The 26,462-nt window shown below is 71.0% G+C and carries 21 protein-coding genes and 1 other RNA gene; 15 read left to right on the forward strand and 7 right to left on the reverse strand.

Going from position 1 to position 26,462, the window contains the following annotated elements; genetic code table 11:
* The first annotated feature begins 113 nt into the window (after nucleotides 1-113).
* The 3 genes from HNR70_RS04015 to HNR70_RS04025 are packed head-to-tail and all read left to right on the forward strand — an operon-like array spanning nucleotide 114 to nucleotide 1,482.
* Nucleotides 114-506, forward strand: a complete 393-nt coding sequence (locus tag HNR70_RS04015) for a TadE/TadG family type IV pilus assembly protein (protein ID WP_312857558.1) — start codon at nucleotides 114-116, stop codon at nucleotides 504-506.
* A complete protein-coding gene (locus HNR70_RS04020; RefSeq protein WP_184324517.1) occupies nucleotides 500-970 on the forward strand; it encodes a TadE/TadG family type IV pilus assembly protein in 471 nt (156 codons plus the stop codon). Before HNR70_RS04015 ends, HNR70_RS04020 begins: the two co-directional genes overlap by 7 nt.
* 26 nt (nucleotides 971-996) lie before the next feature.
* Nucleotides 997-1,482, forward strand: a complete 486-nt coding sequence (locus HNR70_RS04025) for a pilus assembly protein TadG-related protein (protein ID WP_184324518.1) — start codon at nucleotides 997-999, stop codon at nucleotides 1,480-1,482.
* Nucleotides 1,483-1,597: 115 nt separating this feature from the next.
* Here the strand turns inward: HNR70_RS04025 and HNR70_RS04030 are convergent, their stop codons facing one another.
* On the reverse strand, nucleotides 1,598-2,743 hold the full coding sequence (locus tag HNR70_RS04030) for a tartrate dehydrogenase (RefSeq protein ID WP_184324519.1): 1,146 nt from the start codon (nucleotides 2,741-2,743) through the stop codon (nucleotides 1,598-1,600).
* A gap of 105 nt (nucleotides 2,744-2,848) precedes the next feature.
* On the reverse strand, nucleotides 2,849-3,769 hold the full coding sequence (locus tag HNR70_RS04035) for a LysR family transcriptional regulator (RefSeq protein ID WP_184324520.1): 921 nt from the start codon (nucleotides 3,767-3,769) through the stop codon (nucleotides 2,849-2,851).
* 159 nt (nucleotides 3,770-3,928) lie between these two features.
* Here HNR70_RS04035 and HNR70_RS04040 point away from each other — a divergent pair, with 159 nt between their 5' ends.
* The 7 genes from HNR70_RS04040 to smpB all read left to right on the forward strand — a co-directional run bounded on the left by HNR70_RS04040 (nucleotide 3,929) and on the right by smpB (nucleotide 12,127).
* A complete protein-coding gene (locus HNR70_RS04040) occupies nucleotides 3,929-5,611 on the forward strand; it encodes an SLC13 family permease (protein ID WP_246375145.1) in 1,683 nt (560 codons plus the stop codon).
* The gene (locus tag HNR70_RS04045; RefSeq protein WP_184324521.1) at nucleotides 5,608-6,759 is read left to right on the forward strand and encodes a glycerate kinase; all 1,152 of its coding nucleotides are present in this window, start codon (nucleotides 5,608-5,610) and stop codon (nucleotides 6,757-6,759) included. The genes HNR70_RS04040 and HNR70_RS04045 overlap by 4 nt, the downstream gene beginning before the upstream one ends.
* Before the next feature lie 11 nt (nucleotides 6,760-6,770).
* Nucleotides 6,771-7,886, forward strand: coding sequence for a peptide chain release factor 2 (prfB, locus tag HNR70_RS04050; protein ID WP_184324522.1), 1,116 nt, complete (start codon nucleotides 6,771-6,773; stop codon nucleotides 7,884-7,886).
* A gap of 201 nt (nucleotides 7,887-8,087) precedes the next feature.
* Entirely contained in the window at nucleotides 8,088-9,236 is a 1,149-nt protein-coding gene (gene ftsE / locus HNR70_RS04055) for a cell division ATP-binding protein FtsE (RefSeq protein WP_184324523.1), read from the forward strand.
* Nucleotides 9,233-10,150 (forward strand): permease-like cell division protein FtsX, encoded by a 918-nt coding sequence (gene ftsX / locus HNR70_RS04060; RefSeq protein ID WP_184324524.1) that lies wholly within the window; start codon nucleotides 9,233-9,235, stop codon nucleotides 10,148-10,150. The genes ftsE and ftsX overlap by 4 nt, the downstream gene beginning before the upstream one ends.
* A gap of 2 nt (nucleotides 10,151-10,152) precedes the next feature.
* Nucleotides 10,153-11,475, forward strand: a complete 1,323-nt coding sequence (locus HNR70_RS04065) for a peptidoglycan DD-metalloendopeptidase family protein (protein WP_184324525.1) — start codon at nucleotides 10,153-10,155, stop codon at nucleotides 11,473-11,475.
* A 145-nt stretch (nucleotides 11,476-11,620) separates the two neighbouring features.
* The gene (smpB, locus tag HNR70_RS04070) at nucleotides 11,621-12,127 is read left to right on the forward strand and encodes an SsrA-binding protein SmpB (RefSeq protein WP_184324526.1); all 507 of its coding nucleotides are present in this window, start codon (nucleotides 11,621-11,623) and stop codon (nucleotides 12,125-12,127) included.
* An 81-nt stretch (nucleotides 12,128-12,208) separates the two neighbouring features.
* On the opposite strand, the gene HNR70_RS04075 is transcribed toward smpB, so the two are convergent.
* Nucleotides 12,209-12,802, reverse strand: coding sequence for a hypothetical protein (locus HNR70_RS04075; protein ID WP_184324527.1), 594 nt, complete (start codon nucleotides 12,800-12,802; stop codon nucleotides 12,209-12,211).
* A 207-nt stretch (nucleotides 12,803-13,009) separates the two neighbouring features.
* Between HNR70_RS04075 and ssrA the strand changes: the two genes are divergently transcribed.
* Nucleotides 13,010-13,380: a transfer-messenger RNA gene (ssrA, locus tag HNR70_RS04080) on the forward strand.
* Between the two features lie 142 nt (nucleotides 13,381-13,522).
* Here ssrA and HNR70_RS04085 read toward each other — a convergent pair.
* Both HNR70_RS04085 and HNR70_RS04090 read right to left on the reverse strand, forming a co-directional pair.
* A complete protein-coding gene (locus HNR70_RS04085) occupies nucleotides 13,523-15,544 on the reverse strand; it encodes a glycoside hydrolase family 3 N-terminal domain-containing protein (protein WP_184324528.1) in 2,022 nt (673 codons plus the stop codon).
* Nucleotides 15,545-15,750: 206 nt separating this feature from the next.
* Nucleotides 15,751-16,974: an IS110 family RNA-guided transposase gene (locus tag HNR70_RS04090; RefSeq protein WP_184324529.1), complete on the reverse strand. Its 1,224-nt coding sequence runs from the start codon at nucleotides 16,972-16,974 to the stop codon at nucleotides 15,751-15,753.
* Nucleotides 16,975-17,289: 315 nt separating this feature from the next.
* On the opposite strand from HNR70_RS04090, the gene HNR70_RS04095 reads away from it, so the two are divergent.
* The gene (locus HNR70_RS04095; protein WP_184324530.1) at nucleotides 17,290-18,276 is read left to right on the forward strand and encodes a phosphotransferase; all 987 of its coding nucleotides are present in this window, start codon (nucleotides 17,290-17,292) and stop codon (nucleotides 18,274-18,276) included.
* 76 nt (nucleotides 18,277-18,352) lie between these two features.
* On the opposite strand, the gene HNR70_RS04100 is transcribed toward HNR70_RS04095, so the two are convergent.
* Nucleotides 18,353-18,775, reverse strand: coding sequence for a hypothetical protein (locus HNR70_RS04100; RefSeq protein ID WP_184324531.1), 423 nt, complete (start codon nucleotides 18,773-18,775; stop codon nucleotides 18,353-18,355).
* Between the two features lie 556 nt (nucleotides 18,776-19,331).
* On the opposite strand from HNR70_RS04100, the gene hrpA reads away from it, so the two are divergent.
* The 3 genes from hrpA (at nucleotide 19,332) to HNR70_RS04115 (ending at nucleotide 25,875) form a co-directional block, all read left to right on the forward strand.
* On the forward strand, nucleotides 19,332-23,264 hold the full coding sequence (gene hrpA, locus HNR70_RS04105) for an ATP-dependent RNA helicase HrpA (protein WP_184324532.1): 3,933 nt from the start codon (nucleotides 19,332-19,334) through the stop codon (nucleotides 23,262-23,264).
* A gap of 410 nt (nucleotides 23,265-23,674) precedes the next feature.
* Nucleotides 23,675-24,289 carry a hypothetical protein gene (locus tag HNR70_RS04110; protein ID WP_184324533.1) on the forward strand — a complete coding sequence of 205 codons (615 nt, stop codon included), beginning with the start codon at nucleotides 23,675-23,677 and terminating at the stop codon, nucleotides 24,287-24,289.
* A 128-nt stretch (nucleotides 24,290-24,417) separates the two neighbouring features.
* Complete coding sequence (locus HNR70_RS04115) at nucleotides 24,418-25,875, forward strand: NAD-dependent malic enzyme (protein WP_184324534.1); 1,458 nt, start codon at nucleotides 24,418-24,420, stop codon at nucleotides 25,873-25,875.
* Nucleotides 25,876-25,925: 50 nt separating this feature from the next.
* Here the strand turns inward: HNR70_RS04115 and HNR70_RS04120 are convergent, their stop codons facing one another.
* Nucleotides 25,926-26,390 (reverse strand): VanZ family protein, encoded by a 465-nt coding sequence (locus HNR70_RS04120; RefSeq protein ID WP_184324535.1) that lies wholly within the window; start codon nucleotides 26,388-26,390, stop codon nucleotides 25,926-25,928.
* Nucleotides 26,391-26,462: the final 72 nt, after the last annotated feature.

Here is a 26,462-nt window from a genome sequence, read left to right on the forward strand (position 1 = left end):
GAGCCTCCACGATGCCGAGAACCGCGCTTCGCTCATCGCGTCGGCGCCCGGACGGGCCGCCGCAGCGTGATCCCGCCCGGCGAGGCTCTGGACGCGCGGTCGTCGACACGTCTGTGACGGGCTCCCTGCGCACCCGCCTGCGCCGGGAGGACGGTGCAGCCGTCGCGGAGTTCCCGATGGTCGCCGTGCTCATCGTGATGATCGGCCTGCTGGTCGTCCAGTCCGCGCTCATCGTCCACACCCGCAACACCCTCGTCGATGCCGCGGTGCAGGGAGCGCACCACGCCGCACTGCAGGGATCCACCCCGCAGGACGGCGCCGCCCGTGCCCAGCGCCTGATCGACGACCGCTTCGGCGGAGGACTCGAGGCCGAGGCCTCGGCCTCGCAGGACGCCGACGGGACGATCCGCGTGCGCGTGGAGGCGACGCTCCCCCTGGTCGGGCTCCTCGGCCCCTCAGGGGCGATCAGCGTCGAGGGCCGCGCTCTGGACGAGGAGGCATGGTGAGGATCCTCCAGCGCCGCGACGTCGCAGCGAAGCTCCGCCACGGGCTTGCCGACGACGATGGCAACGCCCTGGTCGAGTTCGTCGTGCTCTCGGTCGCGCTGCTGATCCCGTCGCTGTATCTCGTGCTCACCCTCGGGAACGTGCAGGCCGCGGTCTTCGCCGCGGACACCATCTCCCGGGACGTCGCCAGGATCCACGCCACGGAGACCGATCCCGCACGCGCAGCGGCCCGCTCACAGGCCCTCGCAGAGGTGGTCCTGCAGGACCACGGCCTGCCCGTGACCGACGTGGTCGACCTCTCCTGCAGCGAGGACCCCTGCGCCACACCCGGCGGGATCGTCACCACGCGCGTGCGGATCCCCGTCCCCGTGCCGGGGCTCGGGCCGATCCTGGGGGAGACCGGCCCCGTCGCCGTCGGCGCCTCGCACGCGGTGCCCGTCGATCAGTACCGGGCGCACAGATGAACGCTGCGAAGAGGACGCAGGGGGCCATGCGCCCACCAGCTGGCGGGCGTCTCCGCCAGGTGCTCGGCGAGCTCCGCGGACGGTTCGAGGACGCCCGCGGCTCGATGACGATCCTGACCACGGGTGTGCTGGTGGTCGTACTGATGGAGATCGGGGTGGGGACCGCGATCACCGGAGTGCACCTCGAGCGCAACGGCCTCCAGCACGCGGCGGACAGCGCAGCGCTCGCCGCCTCGCAGGCCGTCGACATGTCCCGCATCTACTCAGAGGAGAACGGACCGGTGATCCACGCGGGCTCTGCACGCGAGGCCGCGGAGGACCACCTGCGCGCATACCCCCACGACACCACCAGTACCGAGGACATCCATATCCGCGATGTGCGTGTCGATGCCGACGGGACCGTCCACGTCACCCTCGGCGCCCGCACCCATCCGCCCTTGGTCGGCTGGTTCACCCGCGGCACCGGGCGCTCGATCCCGCTGACGGTCATCGGGGAGGCGCGGGCGCGCTGAGATAGTTCGCCCGCCGTGCGCATGCGTCCTGAGGACAGGCGTGTGCATGCACGGACTCCGAAGGGCGTCGACGGCTTCCCGTCGACGCCCTCCGGAGAACTGCGGGGTGGTCCGCTCAGGCGACCGCTGCCGGCACGAGCGCCAGATGGTCGATCACGGCGCGGGTGACATCTGCGGTCGTGGCGGTGCCGCCCACATCGGGAGTCAGCACGCCACGCCGGGTCGTCTCCTCGATCGCACGGTGGATCGCCGCAGCCTCCTCGGGCAGCCCGAGGTGCTCGAGCATGAGCGCCGCGGAACCGATCGCGCCCAGCGGGTTCGCGATGCCCTTCCCGGCGATGTCCGGTGCAGAGCCGTGCACGGGCTCGAACATGGAAGGAAAGCGGCGCTCGGGGTTGAGGTTCGCGCTCGAGGCGAGGCCGAGGCTGCCGGCGAGCGCGGAGCCGAGGTCGGAGAGCACGTCGGCGTGCAGGTTCGAGGCGACGACGACATCGAGGTCCCCGGGCTTCAGCACGAACTTCGCAGCCATCGCATCCACGAGGACGGATTCGGTGGTCACCTCGGGGTAGTCCGCCGCGACGCGGTCGAAGACGTCGTCCCAGAGCACCATGCCGTGCTGCTGGGCGTTGGACTTGGTGACCTTGGAGAGCTTGCGGCGCGGCCGGGTCATCGCGAGCTCGAAGGCGAAGCGGATGATCCGCTCGCTGCCGTACTCGCTGAAGACGGCCGACTGGACCGAGAACTCCTGATGGTCGGGGCGACCGGCGAAGTTGCGTCCGCCGAAGCCGGAGTATTCGCCCTCGGAGTTCTCCCGCACGACGATCCAGTCGAGGTCCTTCTCGTCGGCGGCGCGCAGCGGCGAGGTGATGCCGGGCAGGAACTGGACGGGGCGGATGTTGGCCCACTGGTCGAAGCCCTGGCACAGCGCCAGGCGAAGTCCCCACAGGCTCACATGGTCGGGGACGGTCGGCCAGCCGACGGCGCCGAAGAAGATCGCGTCCTTGTCCGCGACCTGTTCACGACCGTCCGCGGGCATCATCACGCCGTGCTTCGCGTAGTAGTCGCTGCCCCAGTCGTACTCGGTCCAGTTCACCGAGAAGCGGCCGCCCGAGGCGGCGGCGAGGGCGTCGACGACCTCGCGTCCGGCGCCGACCACGTCGTGGCCGATCCCGTCGGCCGGGATCGCGGCGATCTCGAGCGTGCGCGGAGCGTCGACGGTGGGCGCCGCCGGGGGAGCGGGGAAACGAGACGAGGTCTGCATGGGGGCCTCCAGAGGGCGGATCGGTGCAGCTGCAGTGGATCCAGTGGACACCGTCCCCTCTCATCGAGTCCAAGACCAATCTTCGAACCGAGTAATAGGGGATGCCTATAGGTTGGGTGCCTCGTCTCCCGCCAGCTCGTCCTGGGACAGCTCTTTGGCGAGCGCTACGAAGGCTGCGGCTGCGGCGGTGAGGTCCTCGCGCCGATGCACCAGGTGCACCTGCAGGGCGGTCGGAGGATCGATCGTCCGCACCGTGCACCCGGCCAGCTGCGCCATCCGCGTCCAGGACGACGGCATCACCGAGTGCCCGACCCCGGCCAGCACGAGCGGGAGCAATGAGGTGCGGTGGGAGACCTCGGCGACCACGCGGATGTCGTTCCCATGGGCGAGCGCGTCGTCCACGAGCTGTCGCATCAGGCTCCCGCGCGGGGAGATGACCACGTCGATCCCCGAGAGCTCCCGCCGACCGATCGTCCCGACCTCCCCTCCGGGCGCGTGCGTCCCCGGCGGGGAGATGAGCACGAGGGGCTGCGGCGCGAAGGTGATCACGCCGAGATCGGCGGTGGCAGGGCGTCCTGCGGCGCCGAGCAGACCCACCTCGGTCTCGCCGCCGGCGACGCTCGCCACCACCTCCTCCGGGGTGAATGCTGCCGCCGAGCGGATGTCCAGTCCAGGATGCCTCTCGCGGAGCATTCCGATGAGGGTGGTGAGGGGCTCGATGCCAGGGGAGGGCATCGCGCAGATGTCCACGGTGCCGAGGGTCAGCTCCCGTGAGGAGCGGGCAGCGTCCCGGGCGGCCTGCAGCGAGCGGACTGCGCGCCGAGCCGGTCCCACCAGCTGCTCACCGGCCCCGGTCAGGCGCACGCCCCGTCCGAGGCGGTGGAACAGCTCCACGCCGAGGTCGCGCTCCAGGCGCCGGATCGCCTGGGACAGAGAGGGCTGGGCGATGTGCATCGCCTCGGCGGCGCGGGCGAAGCCGCCGTGGTCCACGATCCCCAGGAAGTACTCCAGGTGTCTGACGTCCATCTCTCTCCTCGGCTGGACCTCCGCGCGGCGCCGGCGCCCAATGTGAGCGCCACCACTGCAATGATAGGCCGAGCCTATGTATCTGAGAGCGAGAACGTCTTGGACGTGAACTCCCGGGGCACTCGATAGTGGCGGAACCGCGTGACGAAGGAGTTCGTGATGGCACAGACGCCGACCGCCCAGACCGCCCCCGGCGGTCCCCGCCCCGACGGGGCACCCCTCGCAGACGCCGCCTCCGGTGACACTCCCATGCCCGGCCGGCGCACCGATGTGGAACGGGTCCTGCTGGGAGGAAAGACCTACCGCAGCCTCGCCGAGCAGCGCCTCAGCCCCGCCGAGGAGAAGGTCGAGAAGATCCGACGCACCTCCGGGTACGTGCTCGCCCCGCTCGTCGCGCTCACCGTCTGGTTCCTGCCGCTTCCACTACCCGAGGTCCAGCAGCACCTGGCCGCGGTGATCGTCGGCGTGGTCGTGCTGTGGTTCTGCGAGACCGTCCCGATCCCCGTCGGCGGCCTCATCGGCGTGGCCGCGATCGTGCTGACCGGCATCGCCCCGGCCGGTGAGGTGCTGGCACCTTTCGGCTCCACGACCATCTTCACCTTCATCGGGGCGTTCATCCTCGCCCAGGCCATGCTCAAGCACGGCGTCGCGCAGCGCCTCGCCTTCTGGGTGCTGGCATTGCCGGGCGTCGGCACCTCGACGGTCCGCGTGATCATCGCCTTCGGCCTGATCACCTGCGTTCTCTCCGCCTTCGTCTCGAACACCGCCACCGTCGCGATGCTGATGCCGACAGCGCTCGGCATCCTCGCAGTGATCGCCAAGCTCATGCAGGACAAGGGGCTGGTCAAGCACGACTTCGACCCCATGCGCCTACGTGTGAGCACCGCGCTCATGCTCATGCTCGCCTACGGTGCGAGCGTCGGCGGCCTCATGACCCCCGTCGGCGCGCCGCCGAACCTCATCGGTCGCGGCCTCATCGAGGAGTTCACCGGCGAGCGGATCAGCTTCGCCCAGTGGGTGCTCGCCGCCCTCCCGATCGGCGCCGGCATGTTCGTGGTCCTTGCCGCGATCCTCCTGCTGCTGAACCGGCCCGAGGTGCGCCGCATCGACGGCGTCGCCGACTATGTGGCCGAAAAGCGCAGTGAGCTCGGGGCGATGTCCGGCGCGGAGAAGAACACGATCTTCGCCTTCTCCCTCACCATCGCACTGTGGTTCGCCCCCTCGGTCGCCTCCCTCGTCCTCGGGGCGGACAACTCTTTCGCGGTGCTGCTGGACGACCGACTGAACGAGGGCATCGTCGCGGTGCTCGGTGCGGCACTCCTCTTCGTCCTTCCCACCCGATGGAAGGACCGCGAGGCGACGCTGTCCTGGTCGGACGCTGCCCGTATCGACTGGGGCACGATACTGCTGTTCGGCACCGGCATGATCTTCGGCGCCATGCTCTCCGCGAGCGGTCTGGCGGAGTCCCTCGGCACCGCCCTCGCCCAGCTCCCCGGTGCCTCCAGCTCCTTCGTGCTCACCGCCATCTCGGTGGCGCTCGCGATCCTGATCTCCGAGACCACCTCGAACACGGCCGCCGCCGCGGTGATCGTCCCGATCGTCGTGCCGCTGGCGATGGCCGCGGGCGTCGACCCGATCGTCCCGGCGCTCGCCGCGACGTTCGCCGCGTCCTTCGGGTTCATGCTCCCGGTCTCCACGCCCCAGAATGCGATCGTCTACGGTTCCGGCTGCGTCCCCATCACTAGGATGGTGCGAACCGGAGTGACGTTCGACATCATCGGAGGTGCGCTGATCGTGCTCCTGCTTCCCCTGACCGCTTCCCTCGTCGGGATCGGCGGATGACCCGCCTCCTCATCGCCCCCGACAAGTTCAAGGGCACCCTCACCGCCGCCGAGGTCGTCGCCGCCCTCGGCCGTGGGATCGCCGAGACCGCTCCGGATGCCGTGATCACCGCCTGTCCCATCGCCGACGGCGGCGACGGCACGGTGGATGCGGCGATCGCGGCCGGCGCCGAGACCCGACCCGCCACCATCACCGGCCCCACCGGGCGGGCCAGGGAGACCGCCTGGGCGCTGGACGGCACCACCGCCGTGCTCGAGCTCGCCGACGCCGTGGGCCTGAAGGCCCTGCCCGGAGCCGAGCTCGACCCCCGCGGCGCCTCCACCCGTGGCCTCGGCGAGCTGATCCTCGCCGCGGTCCGCGCCGGGGCCCGCACCATCGTCGTCGGCCTCGGCGGCAGCTCCTCCACCGATGCGGGCGCCGGCCTCCTCCAGGCCCTCGGCGCGCAACTGCTCACCAGCGAGGGGGAGGAGATCGCCCCCGGCCTCGCCGGTCTCGAGACGCTGGCGAGCGTCGACCTCGCCCCGGCACGGCAGCTCCTGGACGGCGTCACCCTGATCGCCGCGAACGACGTGCAGAACCCGCTGCTCGGCCCCGACGGGACCGCCGCCGTGTACGGCCCGCAGAAGGGGCTGGACGAACAGGCGGTCGCGTCGGCCGACGAGACCCTCGCCCGCGCCGCCGCGCTGCTGGACCCGGCCGGCACCCACGCGCCCGCCGAGGGCGCCGGCGCCGCCGGCGGCGTCGGCTTCGCACTCCTGCTGCTCGGGGCGACCCAGCGCTCCGGCGCCGACGTCGTCCTCGAGCTCGCCGAATACGACCAGCGCCTGGCGGGCGCGGACCTCGTGATCACGGGGGAGGGGAAGCTCGATGCGCAGACCCTCCAGGGCAAGGGCCCCGTCGAGGTGGCGCGCCGCGCCGCCCATGCCGGCCTGCCCGTCCTCGCCGTCGCCGGCGCCGTCACCCTCGACCACGCGGAGCTCTCCGGCGCCGGGATCGCGCGGGCCTTCGACCTCGTCTCCCGGGCGAAGGACGTCCCCGACGCCCTCGCGCGCGGCGAGGAGCTGCTGGAGGACGTCGGCCGTGAGATCGGACGCGCCCTGCCCACGCTCCTGGCCGAACCGCAGGGGGATTCGGCCCCACTGCCGTAGAATCCCACCTCGTGGCTTCCATCGACTTCTCCGAAGAGATCCCCCGGCTCCGCTCGACCCTGTCCTCGATCGAGCAGGTGACGGACGTCGACGCCCTCGATGCGAAGATCGCCGACCTCGAGGAGCAGGCCTCCGCGCAGGACCTGTGGGACGACGTCGAGAACGCCCAGAAGGTGTCCGCCGCCCTCTCCCACGCCCAGGCCGAGCGCCGCCGCATCAGCGAGCTGTCCTCCCGCATCGAGGACCTCGAGGTGATGGTCGAGCTCGCCGCCGAGGAGGACGACGCCGACACCCTCACCGAGGCCGAGAACGAGCTGACCAGCATCCACAAGACCCTCGACGAGCTCGAGGTGCGCACGCTGCTGTCCGGCGAGTACGACGAGCGCGATGCCGTGGTCACCATCCGCGCCGGCGCCGGCGGTGTGGACGCCGCGGACTTCGCCGAGATGCTCATGCGCATGTACCTGCGCTGGGCCGAGCGCCACGGCTACGCCGCCAAGGTCATGGACACCTCCTACGCCGAGGAGGCGGGTCTGAAGTCGGTGACCTTCGAGGTCTCCGCCCCCTTCGCCTACGGCACCCTCTCCGTCGAGGGCGGCACCCACCGCCTGGTGCGCATCAGCCCCTTCGACAACCAGGGCCGGCGCCAGACCTCCTTCGCCGCCGTCGAGGTGATCCCGCTGATCGAGTCCACCGATCACATCGAGATCCCCGAGAACGAGCTGAAGATCGACGTGTTCCGCTCTTCCGGCCCCGGCGGTCAGAGCGTGAACACCACCGACTCCGCCGTGCGCATGACCCACATCCCCACCGGCACCGTGGTCTCGATGCAGGACGAGAAGTCCCAGATCCAGAACCGTGCCGCCGCGCTGCGTGTCATGCAGTCGCGCCTGCTGCTTCTGAAGAAGGCCGAGGAGGCCGCCGAGCGCAAGGAGCTCGCCGGCGACGTCAAGGCCTCCTGGGGTGACCAGATGCGCTCCTATGTGCTGAACCCGTACCAGATGGTGAAGGACCTGCGCACCGAGTACCAGGAGGGCAACCCCTCCTCCGTGTTCGACGGCGAGATCGACGCCTTCATCGACGCGGGCATCCGGTGGCGCGCGGAGCAGGCCAAGTCCGAGGACTGATCCCGGCGCCGACCGAGCCGATCACCCCCGTAGGGCTCCACGCAGCAGGGGCGGTCGTGACCGGACCCGCGCAGACCTTGACCAGGTCTTGACCCGGATGCTGTCCACATCACTGGGGAAGTCGGGCGATTCGCCCCTACGATTGTGGGGCACCATGCCCGCTTCCCCGAGCGGGACCTCCCTCAGATGTGACAGGCAGCCTTGATCCGTTTCGACGACGTCACCAAGACGTACATGCGTGGCCAGCACCCCGCGGTGGAGAACCTCGACATCGAGTTCACCCGCGGGGAGTTCGTGTTCCTGGTGGGGGCGTCCGGCTCGGGCAAGTCCACCCTGATGCGGATGGTGCTCAAGGAGGTCACCCCCACCCGCGGCACCGTCTACGTCGCCGGCAAGGATCTCTCCCGCATCCCCTCGTGGAAGGTCCCCGCGCTGCGCCGCGACATCGGCATGGTGTTCCAGGACTTCCGCCTGCTGCCCTCCAAGACCGCGTACCAGAACATCGAGTTCGCGCTCGCCGTGATCGGCACCCCGCGCAAGGTCGTGCGCCGCCTGGTCCCCGAGATGCTCGAGATGGTGGGCCTGGAGGACAAGGGCAAGCGACTGCCGCACGAGCTCTCCGGCGGTGAGCAGCAGCGCGTCGCCATCGCCCGCGCCTACGTGAACCGCCCCACGATCCTCCTGGCCGACGAGCCCACCGGCAACCTCGACCCCGCGACCGCCGAGGGCATCCTCGATCTGCTCGCCGAGATCAACGAGCGCGGCACCACCGTCGTCATGGCCACCCACGACCGCGCCGCGGTGGACCGCATGCAGCGCCGCGTCGTGGAGATGGTGGGCGGCAAGGTGGTGCGCGACGAGGAGCACGGCAGCTACGAGACCCCCGCCCCTGTCTCCGTCATCTCCGGCAACCTGCCCGACGACTCCGCCCACCGCGAGGAGCACCCCCTGGACGACGAGGACCTCGTCGTCGACTGGGACGGCGCCCCGGACAGCGCCGGGGAGGGCCCCGAGGGCCCGTCGGCCGACGGGATCGCCCCCGACGAGCGCGTCCCCGACGAGAGCGCGGCCGACGACGGCGCGGCCGACGAGAGCACGGCGCATGAGATCGCGGCCGACGGCGCAGCGCCCGAGGGCGCATCCAGGTCGGAGACCGGCGAAGAATCAGATGACGTCGAGGAGTCGGACGCCGTCAAGGAGCGGGTCGACCGCGACGAGCGCGGCGACGAGCCCCGCGACGACGTCCTCGACGAGGAGCTGATCGACGAGCGCGAGGCGCGTCTGGCCCGGGAGGACGATGACTTCGGAGGCGACGCCTTCGCCGACGAGGACGAGGAGGAGCGCCGATGAGGGCCCGCTACATCCTCGGCGAGATCTTCACCGGCCTGTGGCGCAATATCGCCATGGTCATCTCGGTCATCATCGTCACCGCCGTGTCCCTGACCTTCGTGGGCACCGGCCTGCTGATGCAGAAGCAGATCATGGACATGAAGGCGACTCTGGTCGAGCAGTCCCAGGTGACGATCTTCCTGTGCTCCCCGCACTCGACCGCCGCCTCGTGCGCGGGCGGCTCGGCGACCGATGCGCAGATCGACTCGGTCCGCGAGGCCCTGGACGGCGAGGTGCTCTCCCCGTACATCGCCTCCTACTCCGAGCGCACCCAGGACCAGGCGCTGGAGATCTACCAGCAGCAGTTCGCCGGGGAGAGCTTCGTCTCCAACTTCACCGCCGCGGACATGCCGGTCTCCTTCCACATCACCCTCACCGACGCGGACGACTCCGCGGCGGTGGTCGAGTTCTTCCAGGGCCGCGACGGCGTGGACGAGGTCACCGACCTGCTCAGCGCCTACGCCCCCTTCATCGACGTGCTGAACCAGTCCACCCTGTTCGCGCTCGGCCTCGCGGTGCTGATGCTCATCGCCGCGGTGCTGCTGGTCGCCACCACGATCCGGATGTCGGTGGCCGGCAGGCGGCGCGAGATCGCGATCATGCGCCTGGTGGGCGCCTCGAACCTCTTCATCCGCCTGCCCTTCCTGCTGGAAGGAGCGGTCGCCGCGATCATCGGCGGCCTCATCGCCTCCGGCATGCTCTGGGTGGGCCTGCACTACATCGTCCAGGACTGGCTCGCCCCGACCCTCGGCGAGCAGCTGATCACCGTCTCCACGGTGGACCTGCTCTGGCTCGCACCGATCCTCGTGGCGCTCGGCGCGCTGCTGGCGATCGCCTCCTCCGTCGTGTCCCTGAACCGCTACCTGAAGGTGTGAGCATGTCGATCAGCACCCTGCGCCGGAACGTCAGCATGGCCATCGCCGCCGCCCTCCTGGCCGCGCCCATGCTCGCCATGCCGCTCGCACCCGCCTCCGCGGAGCCGACCAAGGACGACAAGGTCGCCGAGCGCCAGGAGGTCCAGGACCGCCTGGACGACCTGCGCATCGAGCTGGACGACGTCAACGGCGACCTCGCCGACACCTACCTCGCGCTCGCCGAGACCGAGCTGCTCATCCCGCAGGCCCAGCAGGACCTCGAGGATGCGCAGGTCGCCCTCGAGGACGCCCGCGAGGAGGACCGCAAGGTCGGCGAGCGGCTCGAGACGGCCGAGGAGGAGGAGCGCCGCCTCTCCGGCGAGGTCGAGGCCGGTCAGGAGGAGGTCGACCGCAGCGGCGGCGAGCTCGCCACGGTCGCCCTGGACGCCTACAAGGGCGGTGGGCTGCCCAACCCCTCCAGCGTCTACATCGGCAGCGCCTCCCCGCAGGACGCCGTGGACCGCTCCATGAACTACCGCCTGACCATGGCGTCCCAGGGCACCCGGCTGGACACCCTGCGCACCGATCAGTCCGTCACCGAGAACTCCGCCGAGCGCCTCACCGCGGTGCGCGAGGAGATCAAGCAGCTGAAGATCGACGCCGAGGAGGCGGTCGAGACGATGCGACAGGCCGAGCAGGTGGCCTCGGACGCCAAGACCGCCCTGGACGACCTGTACGAGACCCAGAAGACCCAGCGCGACACCCTCGAGCAGAAGAAGCAGCAGTACGAGGGCGACCAGACGACGCTCGAGCAGCGCAGCAGCACGCTGGACGGCGAGATCGAGGAGCTCGCCCGCCAGGAGCGCGAGCGCGAGCAGCGCCTGCTCGAGCAGCAGCAGAGCAGCAGCGGTGGCGGCGGCAACGCCCCCGTCGCCGGATCCGCGAACACCGGCGGGGGCTGGGTCTACCCCGTCAACGCCCGCCTGAACTCGAACTTCGGCTGGCGTGTGCACCCGATCTACGGCACCCGCAAGCTCCACGCGGGCGTGGACTTCCCCGTCGCCTGCGGCGTGCCGGTCGGCGCGACCCACTCCGGCCGCGTCATCTCCCGCGAGTACAACAGCCGCTCGGGCAACAAGATCGTGATCAGCCACGGCATCCAGAACGGCCGACTGATGACCAGCTCGTACCACCACCTCCAGGGCTTCGCGGCCTCGGTGGGCCAGCAGGTCTCCGCCGGGGACACCGTCGGTTACGTCGGCACCACCGGCTCCTCGACCGGCTGCCATCTGCACTTCGAGATCCACGAGGACGGCAACGCCGTCAACCCCGGCAAGTACATCTGAGAGCTCTGCGCCCTCGGCGCAATTCGGTCGAGTTCCCGGCCGGCGCGTCGTAGGCTGGGACGTCCGCCCGGGGGAGTGCCCCGGTGCAGGCGGCGTGATCCGGCGACATGCCCGGATCCCCGGAGGAGAGACGAGGAGGGACCCCATGTCCGCGAAGAAGGCTGCGAGCACGAAGGCGGCCGCGAACCAGGGACCCCAGAAGAAGCTCATCGCCTCGAACAAGCGCGCCCTGCACGACTACTTCATCGACGACACCTGGGAGGCGGGCATCGTCCTGACCGGCACCGAGGTGAAGTCCCTGCGCGACCGCGGGGCGTCCCTGGTGGACGGCTACTGCTACGTCGACGGCGGCGAGGTGTGGATGGACAACGCCCACATCGCCCCCTACGTGAAGGGCACCTGGACCAACCACGCCGCCCGCCGCAAGCGCAAGCTGCTCATGCACAAGCAGGAGATCGTCAAGCTCGCCAGCAAGTCCCGCGAGAAGGGCTACACGATCGTGCCGCTGGAGATGTACTTCCTCGGCTCCCACGCCAAGGTGAAGATCGGTCTGGCGCGCGGCAAGAAGGAATGGGACAAGCGCCAGACCCTGCGCGAGAAGCAGGACATGCGCGAGGCGCAGCGCGCCATGCGCCACCGCGAGCTGGCCTGAGCGCACCGGCGCCTCACGCGCGCGGCTGCAAATTCACGCGGGGCGGCACCCTCGCGCAGGACGTCACTCTCGTGCGCGGCGTCACCCTCGCCCGGTGAGCTCGCCGCGCGCGAGGTCCCGCCGCTCCAGCCTCGCCACCGTCTGCCGGGCCGAGGCGATCTCGTCCGCGGCGGCGACCCCCAGCCGCTCCCGCATCGCCAGTGCCCAGCGGGCGTCCTCGAGCGCCGCGTCCCAGCGCCGCTCCGCCGCCTCCGGCAGCCCCTGTGCGTGCTCCGCCCGCGCATGCTCGAAGCGGCACTTCGCCCGATGCTGGAACACGGAGGCGAGCGCGGACAGGGAGGACGGCGAGGTCGGGTCCTCGTAGCCGGTCTCCTCCGCGGCGAGGTCCAGCTGCTCCTCCGCCGCGAGGAACGCGCCCTGCCACTGCAGCACCTGCGCGTAGCGGGTGCGGCGCACCGCCCGCATCACCGGGGACACCCCCGTCGCCTCGAGCGCGCGGCGCGCGGCGATCGCCGCCTCGTCGAGCCGGCCCAGCATGCGCAGGCAGGCGACGGTGCGCGGATCCGAGGGGTTCTCCGCGCACCAGGTCACGAGCGCCGCGGGATCGGAGACGACCTCGCGCAGCGTCTCGTCGTCGATCCTCACCTGCACGCCTGCGACCTGGAAACTGCTCACCGGACCATCCTCCTCGCCCCGGCGGACGCGGTCCAGGGAAGAGGACTTCGCCGTGAGCTGACGGATAACGGCTTGGGGAACGTCCTGCAGGCACGGTAGACTCGATCCACGGCGTTCCCGCGGGAGCGTCCGTGGGTGATTGACAATCGCATAGTGAGTGCACAGGACGATCCGCTCGGGTCGTCAGAGTCATGCCTACCCACGCCAGGGGCCGATCGGTTTCGACGGTAGTTGTCCAGCGAGGGGAAGCGGGCCGAGAACCCAGAGTCATCTCGTTAATGTCCTCTGGAAACCAATAAGTGCCGAACCCAAGCGCACTGACTTCGCTCTCGCTGCCTGATCAGCGTTAGCAGTCTGGAACCCCGGGGATGCTCCTGACCCGGACCGTTCCATCATCTTAGGAGCCACTGCTGCCGACCCTGGTCACCGGGGAAGGATGAACACCTCAGAGTGACTGAGTCCGTCGACGACGTGTCCGTGGGATCGTCGGGACTGAGAACACGCCTTCACGGACTGCGCCCGGAGAAGCCCTGGCTCCGCACTATCGGACGCGGGTTCGATTCCCGCCGGCTCCACGTTGCACTCACTCGACGAAGGCCCCCTCACCTGCGCTGATGCGCGGGGGAGGGGGCCTTCGTCGTCTCCGGGCACGGCGGCTCGGGCACGGCGGCCCGTGCATGGCGGGCCGGGCCCGTCGCCGGGCCCGGCCGCGTCACCTGCTCAGTAGGTCAGCCCGTGCCCGCGAACGTAGCGGGCGCCGTCGGCGTCGACGTACACGTACGGGCGGCCGTCCATGTGCTTCTCCTTGTCGAAGCCGGGCACGTCATTGGGGGAGGCGCAGCGGCCGTCCTCGTCCACCGCGATCGCGTCGGCGTCGATCGGGAAGGTGATCGGCAGCTTCCCCGTCGGCGCGAACTCGCCCAGGATCGCGTCGACCATGATTCCGTAGTCGGTCTCGAAGCCCACGAGCAGGCCGTCGGCGAGCGGCTCGATCCCGTCCAGCAGCCAGGGGAACAGGGTGTTCAGCCCGATCACGAGGGTGTCCACGTGCTCGCGGATGTCGCGGACCTTGGCGATGTCCACATCGGAGTGGTCGTCGATGGCGAGGTCGCCGATGCCCACGAACTCGAAGTACGAGCCGATGAAGGGGCGCAGCAGCAGGATCGCCACGTCCGCGTCGTGGTAGTCGGTGGTGAAGGAGATCTCGGGATGCTCCTCGGCGAGGCGGCGGCGCAGCGCGTCGAGCTCCTTGACGGTGAGCTTCGTGGAGAACAGCTCCACGTACACCTTCTTCTCCGCGAGGGTCTCGGGTCGCAGCGGCAGCGCGCCGTCGTGGTTCTTCGCGAGCACGACGGACTTGTGGTGCGCGTCCTCGGCGGCGGCGAGGGCCTCGGGGTTCTGGACCACGCGGTCCGCCTCCTCGGGGTCCACGTAGGGGTTCTCGAACAGGCCCAGCGCGAACAGCTCCTCGAGCAGCAGTGCGGCCGCCTCGTCGAGGCGCTCGGCCGTGAAGTAGCCCTTCACGTATGCCTCGCGCACGGAGGCGACGTCGTTGGTGTCGGCGAACATGTCGGTGCCGGCCATGACCGCGCGCCCCACCCGCTCGGCGGTGGAGAGGTCATGGACGCCCCAGGCCATCTTCGAGAGCACGCCGGAGTCGGAGTTGATGTAACCGCGGTGCCCCATGGACCGCAGCAGGTCCAGGATCTCCGTGTTGAACGCGAAGCCGACCTGCTCGAACTCGGTCACCCGTCCCTGCGGGGTGGTGGACTTCTCGTCCGACGGGATCGCGTAGTACGGCATCACCGAGGAGGTGCCCGCCTCGATCGCGGCCTGGAAGGGCGGCAGGTGGTAGGTCTCCAGCGAGTCGGGGGTGGGGTAGATGTTGAATCGGCCCTCCGCGTAATGGGGGTCGGTGCCGTTCTCCCGGGCGCCGCCGCCGGGGAAGTGCTTCGTGGTCAGCGCGACCCCGTCGGCCTCGAGCCCGTTCTCGCCCTGGAATCCGCGCACGAGCGCCCCGATCGCCTTCCCGACGAACTCCGGGTCCTCGCCGAGGGTGCCCTGACCGCGGAACCAGCGTGGGTCGGTGAGCACGTCGGCCATGTACATGTAGCCCTTGCGCAGGCCGCAGGCGCGCCACTCGTCGCGGGAGTGCTTGGCGAAGGACTCGATCACCTCGAGGGAGTCGGTCGCTCCGAGACCCAGGGTGCCGGGCCACTGGGTGAAGGGCTTGTCCTCAGGGGTGCCGCCCATCTTGAAGCCGCCCGCCTCGTTCTTCGAGTTCGCGGCGACGATCACGGGGATGCCGAAGCGGGACTCCTCGGCGACCTCGTTCATGGTGTTGATCCACGTCGCGATGCGCGAGCCGGTGGGCTCCTCGCGCATGATGAAGTGGCGGATGTGGAGGTCCTTGATCATCTGTGTGGTGCCCTCGAAGGGTAGGCCGGCGCTGGTGTGCGGGTCGACCTTCACCGGCAGGTACTGCTCGTCCAGCACACCGTCGTGGCTGGTGAACTCCTTGTTGTGCTGGGAGATGCCCATCGAGCGCGAGGTGATCACCATCAGTCCGAGCTTCTCGTCGGGGGACATGCGCCCCACGAGATCCTTCGCGCGCTCGGCCGGGCCGAGGCGCCAGTCCTCGAACGGGGTGAGCTCTCCGTCGCCGTCGAGGTCGCGGAACTGCAGTCCGTCGACCTCGATGATCTGCTTGACCCTGCTGGAGAGGGGGACCTGCTGTGTCATCGATGACCTCCTGTGGTGATCTGCGGAGGCAGTCGCCGTGACCGGCTTCGCACTCGTCCACCACGGTACTCACCCTCTGCGCCGCCTCCAGGGGCTTCCCACCGATTGCCGTCCGGCAGGACGACGGGGCGGCCGGCGGGGGGCCGACGGGGCGGTCGGCGGGGGGCCGACGGGGCGGTCGGCGGGGGGTGTCCCTATGTTCTGAGTCAAGCCGCAAGAGCGGCCGGCTCGGGGGTCGGGGTGGTGGTCGGGGGCTGGTAGTAGGTGCCGTCGCGGAGCATCGCGAAGATGACGTTGCAGCGGCGGCGGGCCAGGCAGATCACGGCGGCGTTGTGGCGCTTGCCCTCGGCGCGTTTGCGATCGTAGTAGGCCTTGGAGATCGGGTCCGAGTGAGAGGCGACCCAGGCGGAGTAGAACAGCGCGTTCTTCAACCGCTTGTTGCCTGAACGTGCGGGGAACTCTCCGCGGATCGAGGTGCCGGATCTTCGTGTGACCGGCGCGATTCCGGCATAGGCCGCGAGGTGGCCTGGGGTCTCAAACGCGGAGGCGTCGCCGATGGTCAGGAGGATCTGGGCGGCGGTCTTGATGCCGATCCCCGGCATGCTCATCAAGACCGAGGCGAGAGGGAAGTCCTCCAGCATGGTCTCGACCTCCCTCGCCACGGTCGCCCGCTGCTCCTTCAGCTCCTTCACCTGACCAGCGACTCTGGGAATCACGAGTTCCACTGCCGCGGTCGCTGGCACGATCACGGTCTGCTCACCCAGCGCGGTGAAGATCTGGTCGATCAGCACTTCGGGGTCACGGCGCGAATGGGCCCGAGCGAACCGTAGAACCCTGCTCCTGCCTGCACTCTTGAGCCCGGTCGGGCCGCCGAACTTCTCCAGCAGGTCCAGCACGAGCCCGGTCGAGAGGGTCCCGCCGACGAAGACTCGCTCGAGCGCGGGATGAATCTGCGTGAGCAGAGACCGGATCCGGTTCAGCGCCCGCGTGGTCTCGTGGGCGAGGTCCTCGTCGAACCCGGCGAGGACCTTCAGAGCGGAGAGGACGTCGCTGTCGCGGTCGACCTGTCGGAGGGTGTGGGGCATGGTCCGGGCCATGTCAGCGATGATGAACGCGTCCCGCGCGTCGGTCTTTGACCTGCCCGGATAGAGGTCTGCGGCCTTCCGCATCGCCAGGCCCGGCAGGTAGGCGACGGAGCAGCCGACCTCGCGGGCGACCGCGATCGGCAACGCTCCGATGGTGTTGGGCTGATCGACCACCATCAGCACTTCACCGTGGTTCTGCAGCTGGGTGAACAGCACGCGGAGCTCGGACTCGTCCTGCGGGAGAGGCTTGTCGAACAGCTTGTTCCCGGCGGGATCAAGCGCGCAGGCATGATGGCTGCTCTTCCCGACGTCGAGGCCGACGACGACCGCGAATCGTGTGTCCATGATGCTGTCCTTCCCTGGAGCATCATTGCTGGTCGCAGTCTTGACACCCGGTGCCGGCACCCACGTTACGAAGAGACCTCAGAAATGCTGGGCCGTGTCCCTATCAGCGGTCAACGCGTGTCTCTCGACCGGGCGGCAACACCCCCCGGACCATTGATGGCAGGGCAACAAAGCCATACCCGGCCGAGCGACCAGACCCCGTCCATCGGGGTGCTCACAAGGTAACGGGGCGACGGGGCTGCCGACGGGGTGCCGGAGCCGGGGCGCCCGGGCGAACCCCGCTCCCCGACGCGACCGGCCCTGTACGGTGGCGGGATGACAGGTGTGCCGCGAGTCACTGCCTCACCGCCCCCTGCCGACCTGCCCGTGGACCTGCGCCAGGTCGAGCTGCTGTGCGCACGGCTGCGCCCCGAGGACGGGGTGGAGCTCGAGCGGATCGTGTGGGCCATCGGGAAGCGCCCCCGCGGCGAGGGCTGGGACAACGTGCTGTGGCCGATCGGCGCGCTCGAGGGGAAGCAGCTGGTCCTGCGCATCGCGCGCCGCTCCTCCTCCCGGGCGCTCCTGGGACGCGAGGTGACGGTGCTGCGCCGCCTGCGCGGGCTCGGCACCACCTTGTCCATGGAGCTGCCGCGCGTGGTCGCCACCGGGCCGGACGCCATGGTCGTCGAGTGGATCGACGGCCGGGTCGCGGCCGACGCGGAGGAATCGGTGCGCGTGCAGACCGCGCGCGACCTCGCCGTCATGCTCGCCACCGTCCACTCCGGTCCCGCGCCGGACGTCGGCCACAACCCCGTGCGCGGGGTGCCGCTCGCCGACCGGGCGGAGGCCTTCGACGAGGACCTCGCCCGCGCCGAACTGTCCTCACGGCGCGCGGACCTCGCCGCGGCGCGGTGGCGGCGCGGGATGGAGGCCGACCCCTGGGAGGGCCGCGGGCTCCTGCTGCACGGCGATCCGCACCCCGGCAACCTCGTCGTCCCGCTCCCCGGCGTCCACGGGGTGCCGGCGCTGATCGACTGGGGCGACACCACCCGCGGCGACCCGGCCAGCGACCTCGGCGCGCTGCTGCTGCACGATCCCTCGCCCGCCCTGCTGGAGGAGTACCGCGAGCACGCCGCGTGGACCGGGATCGACGACGACGCGGTGTGGGAGGCGCTCACCGCGCGCGCATGGGCCTGGGGTGCTCGGATGGCGCTGTCGATGATCCTCGCCTACCCGCCCCAGCACGGCCTCGGCCGCGCAGGGGATCGCCTGCTCGGGACCGACGTCGAGGCGGGGTCCGCGGGCGAGCCGAGCACGCGCTGACGCAGGACGCGCTAATGCAGGGCGCGCTGACCGAAGGCGCTCAGCCCGTCCCTGTCAGCGCCCCGCCCTCGCGCCATCAGTCGTCCTCCACCCCGTCATCCTCCACCCCGTTCTCGTCCCACTGGTCCTCGTCCCACAGGTCCTCCTCCCACATGTCGCCGCTGCGCCCGTCGGCGACCTCGTACTCCCCCTCGATCTGCGCCTCGATGCGGTCCTGCAGGTCCTCCAGCGAGTCGAGTCCGACCATGTCCAGCACCCGGGCGAACAGCGCCCGCTCGTCGTCCGCGCGCACCACCCCCGTCGGATCGATCGGCGCGGAGCAGAACGGCAGCTCGTCGACCATCACCTCGAGCTCCCTGCCGCACCGCACCCGGGCGCGACAGGAGGACCTCGCCCCCAGCGGCTCCTCGGGCGGGAGGGAGAGCATCGGGGGCCCGAACGCGGAGCTGATGAGCTCCGGGGTGAGCAGCGTGTGGGTGCGCAGCTCGAAGGCCACCATCCCGCGCTGTGCGGCGAGGCGGGCGATGACCGCGAGCGCCGACGGCTCCGGACGCGCCAGTCGGAGGGTCGCACATCTCCCCAGATCGTCAGGAGCGCCCGGTGATCGTGCCAGGGCGGGGCCGGGCAGGAGGGGATCCGCGCCACGGCGCCCAGCAGGCGCTCGCCGAACCGCAGGACCCCGGGATCGCGCTCGGGGACCTCGCCCTCCTCGTGCCACGCGAACCCGTGGTGAATCATGTGCCGGCTGTACTCGTGGCAGGCACGCTGTGCATCGGTCGGTGACGGGCCCGGCCACAGCACGACGACGGGACGCAGGGGCAGGGGAGCGGGGCGGTGCAGGAGTGACATGCCCAGAGACTGCCGCGCACGCCGTGCCTCCCCGTCGGCCGTGCACAACCCGCAGGTCACGGCGTCGGCCCACGCTTCCCCCACAGGGCGGTCCCGCGCGGGGCCCGCGTCGATCCTCCGAGCGGCCCGGACGGGTGTGGGCCCGGTCGCCCTGCACCGATTTCCCCGCGACCTCGGGCGGGCCCGAGCCGTAGAGTGGGCCCGCCATGACCACGCCCTCCTCGACCCCCGATCCGGCCGCCCCGCAGAGCGAGCCCGCGCCCGACGCGCCCGCCCCGGACGCCCCCGTCGGCCCCCGCATCGCCTACCCCGCCGACCTCCCCGTCTCCCAGCGCCGGGAGGACATCCAGGAGGCCCTGCGGGAGCACCAGGTCGTGGTCATCGCCGGCGCCACCGGCTCCGGCAAGACCACCCAGATCCCCAAGATGCTCCTCGAGCTCGGCTACGGGCAGGGCGGGAAGCTGATCGGCCACACCCAGCCGCGACGGATCGCCGCCCGCTCCGTCGCCCAGCGCATCGCCTCCGAGCTCGGCGAGAGGCTGGGGGAGGGGACCGTCGGCTACCAGGTCCGCTTCACCAAGGAGACCTCCCGCGGCACCCGTCTGAAGCTCATGACCGACGGCATCCTGCTGGCCGAGATCGGCCGCGACCGACTGCTCACGCGGTACGACGCGATCATCATCGACGAGGCCCACGAGCGGTCGCTGAACATCGACGTGATCCTCGGGTACCTCCGCCAGATCCTCCCGCAGCGCCCCGACCTCAAGGTCGTCATCACCTCGGCGACCATCGACCCAGAGCGCTTCGCCGCCCACTTCGCCACCCGCCTGCCGTCGGGCGAGGAGGAGCCCGCCCCGATCATCGAGGTCTCCGGGCGCACGTTCCCCGTCGAGATCCGCTACCGCCCGCTGGTGCTCGAGCCCGAGGTCGAGGAGGACGACGAGCTCGAGGACATCCACTCCATCGAGCGTGACCTCACCCAGGCCATCACCGACGCGGTCGACGAGCTCGCCGCCGAGGGGCCCGGGGACATGCTCGTGTTCCTACCCGGCGAGCGGGAGATCCGCGAGATCTCCGACGCGCTGACCGCCCACCTCGAGCGGGGCACCCGCGGCCGCGGCGCGCTGCCCGTCGAGGTGCTGCCCCTGTTCGGCCGGCTCTCCGCCCAGGACCAGCAGAAGATCTTCTCCCCGCCGAAGGCCGGGACGTACCGCCGCATCATCCTGTCCACCAACGTCGCCGAGACCTCCCTGACCGTCCCCGGCATCACCTACGTCATCGACTCCGGGCTCGCGCGCATCTCCCGCTACTCCCAGCGCACCAAGGTGCAGCGCCTCCCCATCGAGCCGATCTCGCAGGCCAGCGCCAACCAGCGCTCGGGTCGCTCGGGCCGCACCCACCCCGGCATCGCGATCCGCCTGTACTCCGAGGAGGACTTCGAGGGCCGCCCGGAGTTCACCGAACCGGAGATCCTGCGCACCTCGCTCGCCTCCGTGGTGCTGCTGATGACCTCCCTCGGCCTCGGCGACGTGGAGTCCTTCCCCTTCGTCGAACCGCCCGCCTCCCGCGCCATCACCGACGGCGTGCGCCTGCTGGACGAGCTCGGCGCCATCGAGGACGCCCCGCGGGAGCCCGGCGGCAGGCGGCTCACGCGCGTGGGCCGCACCCTCGCCCGCTTCCCCCTGGACCCGCGCATGGCCCGCATGCTCATCGAGGCCCACCGCCTCGGCGCCCTGCGCGAGGTGCTCATCATCGTCGCGGCACTGTCCATCCAGGACCCGCGCGAACGGCCGCTCGGCCAGGAGCAGCAGGCCCGCGAGAAGCACAAGCGCTTCGAGGACGAGACCAGCGACTTCCTCGCCTACCTCAACCTCTGGCGCCACCTCCAGGCCCGCCGCAAGGAGCTCTCCTCCAGCGCGTTCCGCCGCGAGGTCCGCGCCGAGCACCTCCACTACCTGCGCATCCGCGAATGGTGGGACCTCCACGCCCAGCTGCGCGACATGGCCAAGGACGCGGGCCTGTCCGCCAACGACAACGAGGCCACCCCGCAGGCGATCCACCAGTCGCTGCTCGCCGGGCTGCTCAGCCACGTCGGCCTGCAGGACGACCGCACCCGCGAATACGCCGGCGCCCGCGGCGCCCGCTTCATGCTCTGGCCCGGCTCCGCGCTCGCCAAGAAGCGCCCCGACTACGTGATGGTCGGCGAGCTCGTGGAGACCAGCCGCCTGTGGGGCCGCACCGCCGCCCGCATCGACCCGGCCTGGGCGGAGGAGACCGGCGCCCACGTCGTCAAGCGCACCTACACCGAGCCGCACTGGTCCTCCAAGCGCGCCTCCGCCATGGCCCACGAGAAGGTCACCCTGTACGGGGTGCCGATCGTCGCCGACCGCGTGGTGGGCTACGGCCGCATCGACCCCGAGGCCGCGCGGGACACCTTCATCCAGCACGCCCTCATCGAGGGGGACTGGCGCAGCCGCCACCACTTCTTCCGCGACAACCGAGCGCTGATCACCGAGCTCGAGGAGCTCGAGGCGAAGACCCGCCGCCGCGACCTGCTCATCTCCGACGAACAGCTGTTCCGCTTCTACGACGAGCGGATCCCCAAGCACGTCGTCTCCGGGCGCCACTTCGACTCCTGGTGGAAGACCCAGCGCCACGAGACCCCGGACCTGCTCACCCTCACCGAGAAGGACCTCCTGGCGGCCGACGAGTCCGTCACCGAGGCGATCGGCGCCGACTTCCCCGACACCTGGGTGCAGGGCGACCTCACCCTGCCGCTGAGCTACTCCTTCGGCGAGGTCGGCGCGAAAGGGGCCGACGGGGTCACCGCCACGATCCCGCTGGCCGTCCTGAACCGTGTCGCGCCGCGCGGCTTCGACTGGCTCGTGCCCGGCATGCGCGAGGAGCTGGTCACCGAGCTGATCCGCTCGCTCCCGAAGCCCATCCGCCGCCACCTCGTCCCCGCCCCGGAGCGGGCCAAGGCCGTCGCCGCGACCCTGCACGACGACGACCCCGACCAGGGGGAGTCCTTCCTCGAGGCGGTCGCCGACGAGCTCGTCGCCCTGCCCGGCGTGCCCCAGGACCTGCCCCTGTACGGACCCGAGTTCGACCTCGCGAAGCTCCCCGCCCACCTGCGCATGCACTTCCGCGTCGTGGACGACAAGGGGCGCCAGGTCGGCACCGGCGATGACCTCGAGGCGCTGAAGCAGCGCCTGAAGAAGCGGGTGGACGCCTCGGTCTCCTCCCAGTCCGAGGACCTCACCCGCCGCGACCTGCCCACCTTCCCGGACGCCGGCGTGCCCGCCGTCCACGAGTCCACCGTCGGCGGGCTGAAGGTCACCGGCTATCCCGCGCTCGTCGCGCGCCGCGAGGCCGACGGCCGCCTGCAGCAGGTGGACCTCGCGGTCCTCGCCACCGCCGATGAGCAGGCCCTCGCCCACCGCGAGGGCGTCATCGCCATGCTCGACCGCGACCTCGGCACCGACCTCTCCGGGGTGCTGAACTCCCTGCCGAACCCCACCAAGCTCGCCGTGTCCACCTCCGAGTACGGCTCCACCGCCGCGCTGCTGGCCGACGCGTCCCGCGCCGCGACCGTGCACCTCGCCGGCACCGCGCAAATCCGCACCCGCGCCGAGTACGACGAGCTGCTGGCCACCGCGCGCGCACGGCACGACGAGCTCGCCGCCCAGGCGGTCAAGGACGCGGCGGCCGCGCTCGCCGTCGGCACCCGCCTGCACAAGGAGCTCTCCCGCGCCACCTCCCTCGCGGTCCTCTCCCACCTCACCCAGATCCGCGAGCATGCGAGCGCCCTGCTGGCCGACGGATTCATCTCCCGCACGGGACTGGACCACCTCGCGGACCTGCGCCGCTACCTCGAGGCGGACCGGATCCGGCTGGAGAAGCTGCCGGAGAACCCGCGCCGCGACGAGCAGCTCGCCTGGCAGATCCGCGACCTCGAGCAGTTCTGGGCCGCGCAGAAGGGAAAGCTCTCCGCCCGCCGCCGCACGGAGCCGGACGTCGCCGAGATCGGCTGGCTCCTCGAGGAGCTGCGGGTGAGCCTGTTCGCCCAGACCCTCGGCACCTCCCAGACCGTCTCCGACAAGCGGATCCGCAAGGCCATCGCCGAGCTGGCCGGCTGAGCAGGGGGCGCGCGGGCTCGCACCGACGACCCGCAGGGAGACGCAGGTCACTTCCGCGCCGTGATGCACGTCCCCGATCCGGGGTGAACGGGATCCCTTGCGAAAGCTTTACCTTCCTCGTCGGCCGACGGGGCGGGCGGTGCGCCGGGCGCCGCCGACACCCGTCCAGAACTGCCCCTCACCGGGAGCGACCGCGTGCAACCTGCGGTGATGCAGGAGCCCATGGGCAGGTCATGCGCACTTCAAGGTCGCCGTCCAGGTGATCTCCCGCCCGTCCCAGCACCCTTCACAGCCGTCCCAGGCACTCGTTACGTTGGCACGGCCCCGCTCCGGGAGCACCTCGGGCTCACCGCCCTCGACCCCTCCGGAGCCCTCCGCTGTCGCGGAGCCCCTGCACCGAAGGAACACTGATGCCCCGCACCGCGCCCGCCGCCACGACCTCCGCCCCCACCAGGCGCCACCTGCTCCTGGCCGGCGCGTTCGGCGTCGCCTCCCTCGCGGCGCTGGGCACCCTCGCCCCGGCCCGTGCCGACGACGCCGTGTGGACCGAGGAGTTCCTGACCCGCGCCGAGACCCGCGAGGGCTTCCTCGTGGACGCCATGGACGAGTGGCAGGTCGAGAACGCGAAGTTCATCATCGCCGTGATCAAGGGCCACGGGCTCGACGAGCAGGCCGCGACCATCACCCTCGCCACCGCGATCGTGGAGTCCTGGCTGCGCAACTACGAGCCCGCCGTCGACCTCGACTCCGGCGGCCTCTTCCAGCAGCGCCCCTCCATGGGCTGGGGCACCTACGACGAGGTCCGCCACAAGAAGCGCGCCGTCGACGCCTTCCTCGGCCTCGGCGACCACTCCCAGGCCCCCGGCCTCACCCAGCTGTCCCCCGACTACCACCAGTGGGGCCCGGGCGCGGCGGCGCAGGCCGTGCAGATCTCCGCCCACCCCGAGCGCTACGCCGAGCAGATGCCCGCCGCGAAGACCCTCTGGGACCGCTACGCCGCGGACGTCGCGCCCTACACCGACTGAGCCCTGCCTCGACGGGGCACCGGGTCCGACCGGTTCGCAGGGCGCCCGAACGGACCGCGCATCGCGCCGTCCCGACATGCGGGTCAGGAGGCAGATCGGGCCCCCGCGCTCACGTTAGGCTGTGCTCCATGTCACCGATGCCTTCCGTCAGCTACTCCATCACGATCCGGCTCGAGTTCGCGGCCCGCTCAGCAGCCGTCAGCGACATCACCGGGCGGATCGAACAGCACGGCGCGACGGTCACGGCGCTGGACGTCGCCGCCTCGGGTCCCGAGCGGATGCGCGCCGACATCACGGTGCTCACCGGCGGGCACGACCATGCGATGGAGGTCGTCGACTCGCTGAAGGAGCTCGAGGGCGTCGAGCTGGGCAAGGTCTCGGACCGCACCTTCCTCGCCCACCTCGGCGGGAAGCTCACCGTGGAGTCGAAGGTGCCGATCCGTCACCGCGACGACCTCTCGATGGTCTACACCCCGGGCGTGGCCCGCGTGGTCAAGGCGATCGCCGAGAACCCGGAGGACGCGCGCCGCCTCACCATCAAGCGCAACACCGTCGCGGTCGTCTCCGACGGCTCCGCGATCCTTGGCCTGGGCGACCTCGGCCCGCTCGCCGCGATGCCGGTGATGGAGGGCAAGGCGGCGCTGTTCAAGCGCTTCGCCAACATCGACGCGTTCCCGATCTGCCTGGACGCCCACTCCGTCGAGGACATCGTCGCCCACGTCAAGGCGATCGCCCCGGTCTTCGCCGGCATCAACCTCGAGGACATCTCCGCCCCGCGCTGCTTCGAGATCGAGGACCGGCTGCGCGCCGAGCTGGACATCCCCGTCTTCCACGACGACCAGCACGGCACCGCCATCGTGGTCGTCGCGGCGCTCCGCAACGCCCTGCGCGTGGTGGAGAAGGACATCGAGACCGCGCGCATCGTGCTCTCCGGCGCGGGAGCGGCCGGCACCGCGATCCTGCGCCTGCTGCGCGCCGCCGGGGCCCGCGACATCGTCGTCACCGACATCCACGGCATCGTCCACGAGTACCGCGAGCAGCTCGAGGGCCGCCTGCCCTGGATCGCCGAGGTCACCAACCCCCGCGAGCTCACCGGCACCCTGCACGACGCGATCGAGGGGGCGGACGTGTTCATCGGCGTCAGCGCCGGGAACATCCTCTCCGCCGAGGACGTCGCCACCATGGCCGACCGCTCGATCGTGTTCGCGATGGCGAACCCGACGCCAGAGATCGACCCGTCCGAGGCCGCGAAGCATGCCGAGGTCGTCGCCACCGGACGCAGCGACTTCGCCAACCAGATCAACAACGTCCTCGCCTTCCCCGGCGTGTTCCGCGGCCTGCTGGACGCCCACGCCACCCGCGTCAGCGACCGGATGCTGCTGGCCGCGGCGAAGGCCCTGGCCGACGTCGTCTCCGCCGAGGAGCTCAACCCCACCTACATCGTCCCCAGCGTCTTCCACGAGGGCGTGACAAAGGCGGTCGCGAGCGCGGTCGAGCAGGTCGCCCGCGAGGAGGCCGGCACCGTCGACTCCATCACCGGCGCGATGTCCGCGGTGTACGCCGACGAGATCACCCTCGAGGGCTGAGGGCCGGGGAGGCTCAGGCCGACGGGGCCGCCTCGCGTCGGCTCGGCTGCTCAGCGGCTGTGCGCCTCGACGGGCGGGGCCTCCGGCTCCACCTCGTGCACGGCGGCGGTGCGGCGCAGCTGCCGCTCGGCGACCCACAGGGCGACGCCGAGGGCGATGCCCACGGCGTCGAAGAGCACGTCGACCGGATCGCCAATGCGCCCGGCCAGGGCGACGTGCTGGATCACCTCGATGGCCACGGCGTGCACGAGAGCGACGACCACCACCCAGCCCATCGGGAAGCGTCGCCGCGGTGCCAGCACGCGACCGGCCGCGAAGACCGTCAGCGCGAAGACCAGCAGGTGCACGGCCTTGTCCAGCCCCGGCACACCCGCGCCCGCACCGTCCAGCGGGACGTAGAAGCCGATGTTGAGCAGGAGCGCGAGGCCCAGCAGTCCGGCCCGCCACGGCAGGGTGCCGCCCGCCCGCTCGATCTCGAGGGGCACGCGGCGGAAGAACTCGGCGACGGCGTCCATGGCGGCATTGTCCCAGCCGGGCCCGCTGTCGCCCGGGAGGCGGGGCCGCTAGGCTCGGACGAGCACACAGGG

The organism is Brachybacterium aquaticum (assembly GCF_014204755.1).
Classification (GTDB): Bacteria; Actinomycetota; Actinomycetes; order Actinomycetales; family Dermabacteraceae; genus Brachybacterium; species Brachybacterium aquaticum.

What these genes read in the sequence shown, in the direction of transcription:
- HNR70_RS04030 (WP_184324519.1), bottom strand. Translation starts at nt 2,743, where the DNA reads ATGCAGACCTCGTCTCGTTTCCCCGCTCCCCCGGCGGCGCCCACCGTC.
- ftsX (WP_184324524.1), top strand. Translation starts at nt 9,233, where the DNA reads ATGAGGGCCCGCTACATCCTCGGCGAGATCTTCACCGGCCTGTGGCGC.
- HNR70_RS04065 (WP_184324525.1), top strand. Translation starts at nt 10,153, where the DNA reads ATGTCGATCAGCACCCTGCGCCGGAACGTCAGCATGGCCATCGCCGCC.
- HNR70_RS04120 (WP_184324535.1), bottom strand. Translation starts at nt 26,390, where the DNA reads ATGGACGCCGTCGCCGAGTTCTTCCGCCGCGTGCCCCTCGAGATCGAG.
- HNR70_RS04020 (WP_184324517.1), top strand. Translation starts at nt 500, where the DNA reads ATGGTGAGGATCCTCCAGCGCCGCGACGTCGCAGCGAAGCTCCGCCAC.
- HNR70_RS04100 (WP_184324531.1), bottom strand. Translation starts at nt 18,775, where the DNA reads ATGGTGGCCTTCGAGCTGCGCACCCACACGCTGCTCACCCCGGAGCTC.
- HNR70_RS04045 (WP_184324521.1), top strand. Translation starts at nt 5,608, where the DNA reads ATGACCCGCCTCCTCATCGCCCCCGACAAGTTCAAGGGCACCCTCACC.
- HNR70_RS04110 (WP_184324533.1), top strand. Translation starts at nt 23,675, where the DNA reads ATGCCCCGCACCGCGCCCGCCGCCACGACCTCCGCCCCCACCAGGCGC.
- smpB (WP_184324526.1), top strand. Translation starts at nt 11,621, where the DNA reads ATGTCCGCGAAGAAGGCTGCGAGCACGAAGGCGGCCGCGAACCAGGGA.
- HNR70_RS04025 (WP_184324518.1), top strand. Translation starts at nt 997, where the DNA reads ATGCGCCCACCAGCTGGCGGGCGTCTCCGCCAGGTGCTCGGCGAGCTC.
- HNR70_RS04085 (WP_184324528.1), bottom strand. Translation starts at nt 15,544, where the DNA reads ATGACACAGCAGGTCCCCCTCTCCAGCAGGGTCAAGCAGATCATCGAG.
- HNR70_RS04040 (WP_246375145.1), top strand. Translation starts at nt 3,929, where the DNA reads ATGGCACAGACGCCGACCGCCCAGACCGCCCCCGGCGGTCCCCGCCCC.
- HNR70_RS04090 (WP_184324529.1), bottom strand. Translation starts at nt 16,974, where the DNA reads ATGGACACACGATTCGCGGTCGTCGTCGGCCTCGACGTCGGGAAGAGC.
- HNR70_RS04035 (WP_184324520.1), bottom strand. Translation starts at nt 3,769, where the DNA reads ATGGACGTCAGACACCTGGAGTACTTCCTGGGGATCGTGGACCACGGC.
- HNR70_RS04095 (WP_184324530.1), top strand. Translation starts at nt 17,290, where the DNA reads ATGACAGGTGTGCCGCGAGTCACTGCCTCACCGCCCCCTGCCGACCTG.
- hrpA (WP_184324532.1), top strand. Translation starts at nt 19,332, where the DNA reads ATGACCACGCCCTCCTCGACCCCCGATCCGGCCGCCCCGCAGAGCGAG.
- HNR70_RS04115 (WP_184324534.1), top strand. Translation starts at nt 24,418, where the DNA reads ATGTCACCGATGCCTTCCGTCAGCTACTCCATCACGATCCGGCTCGAG.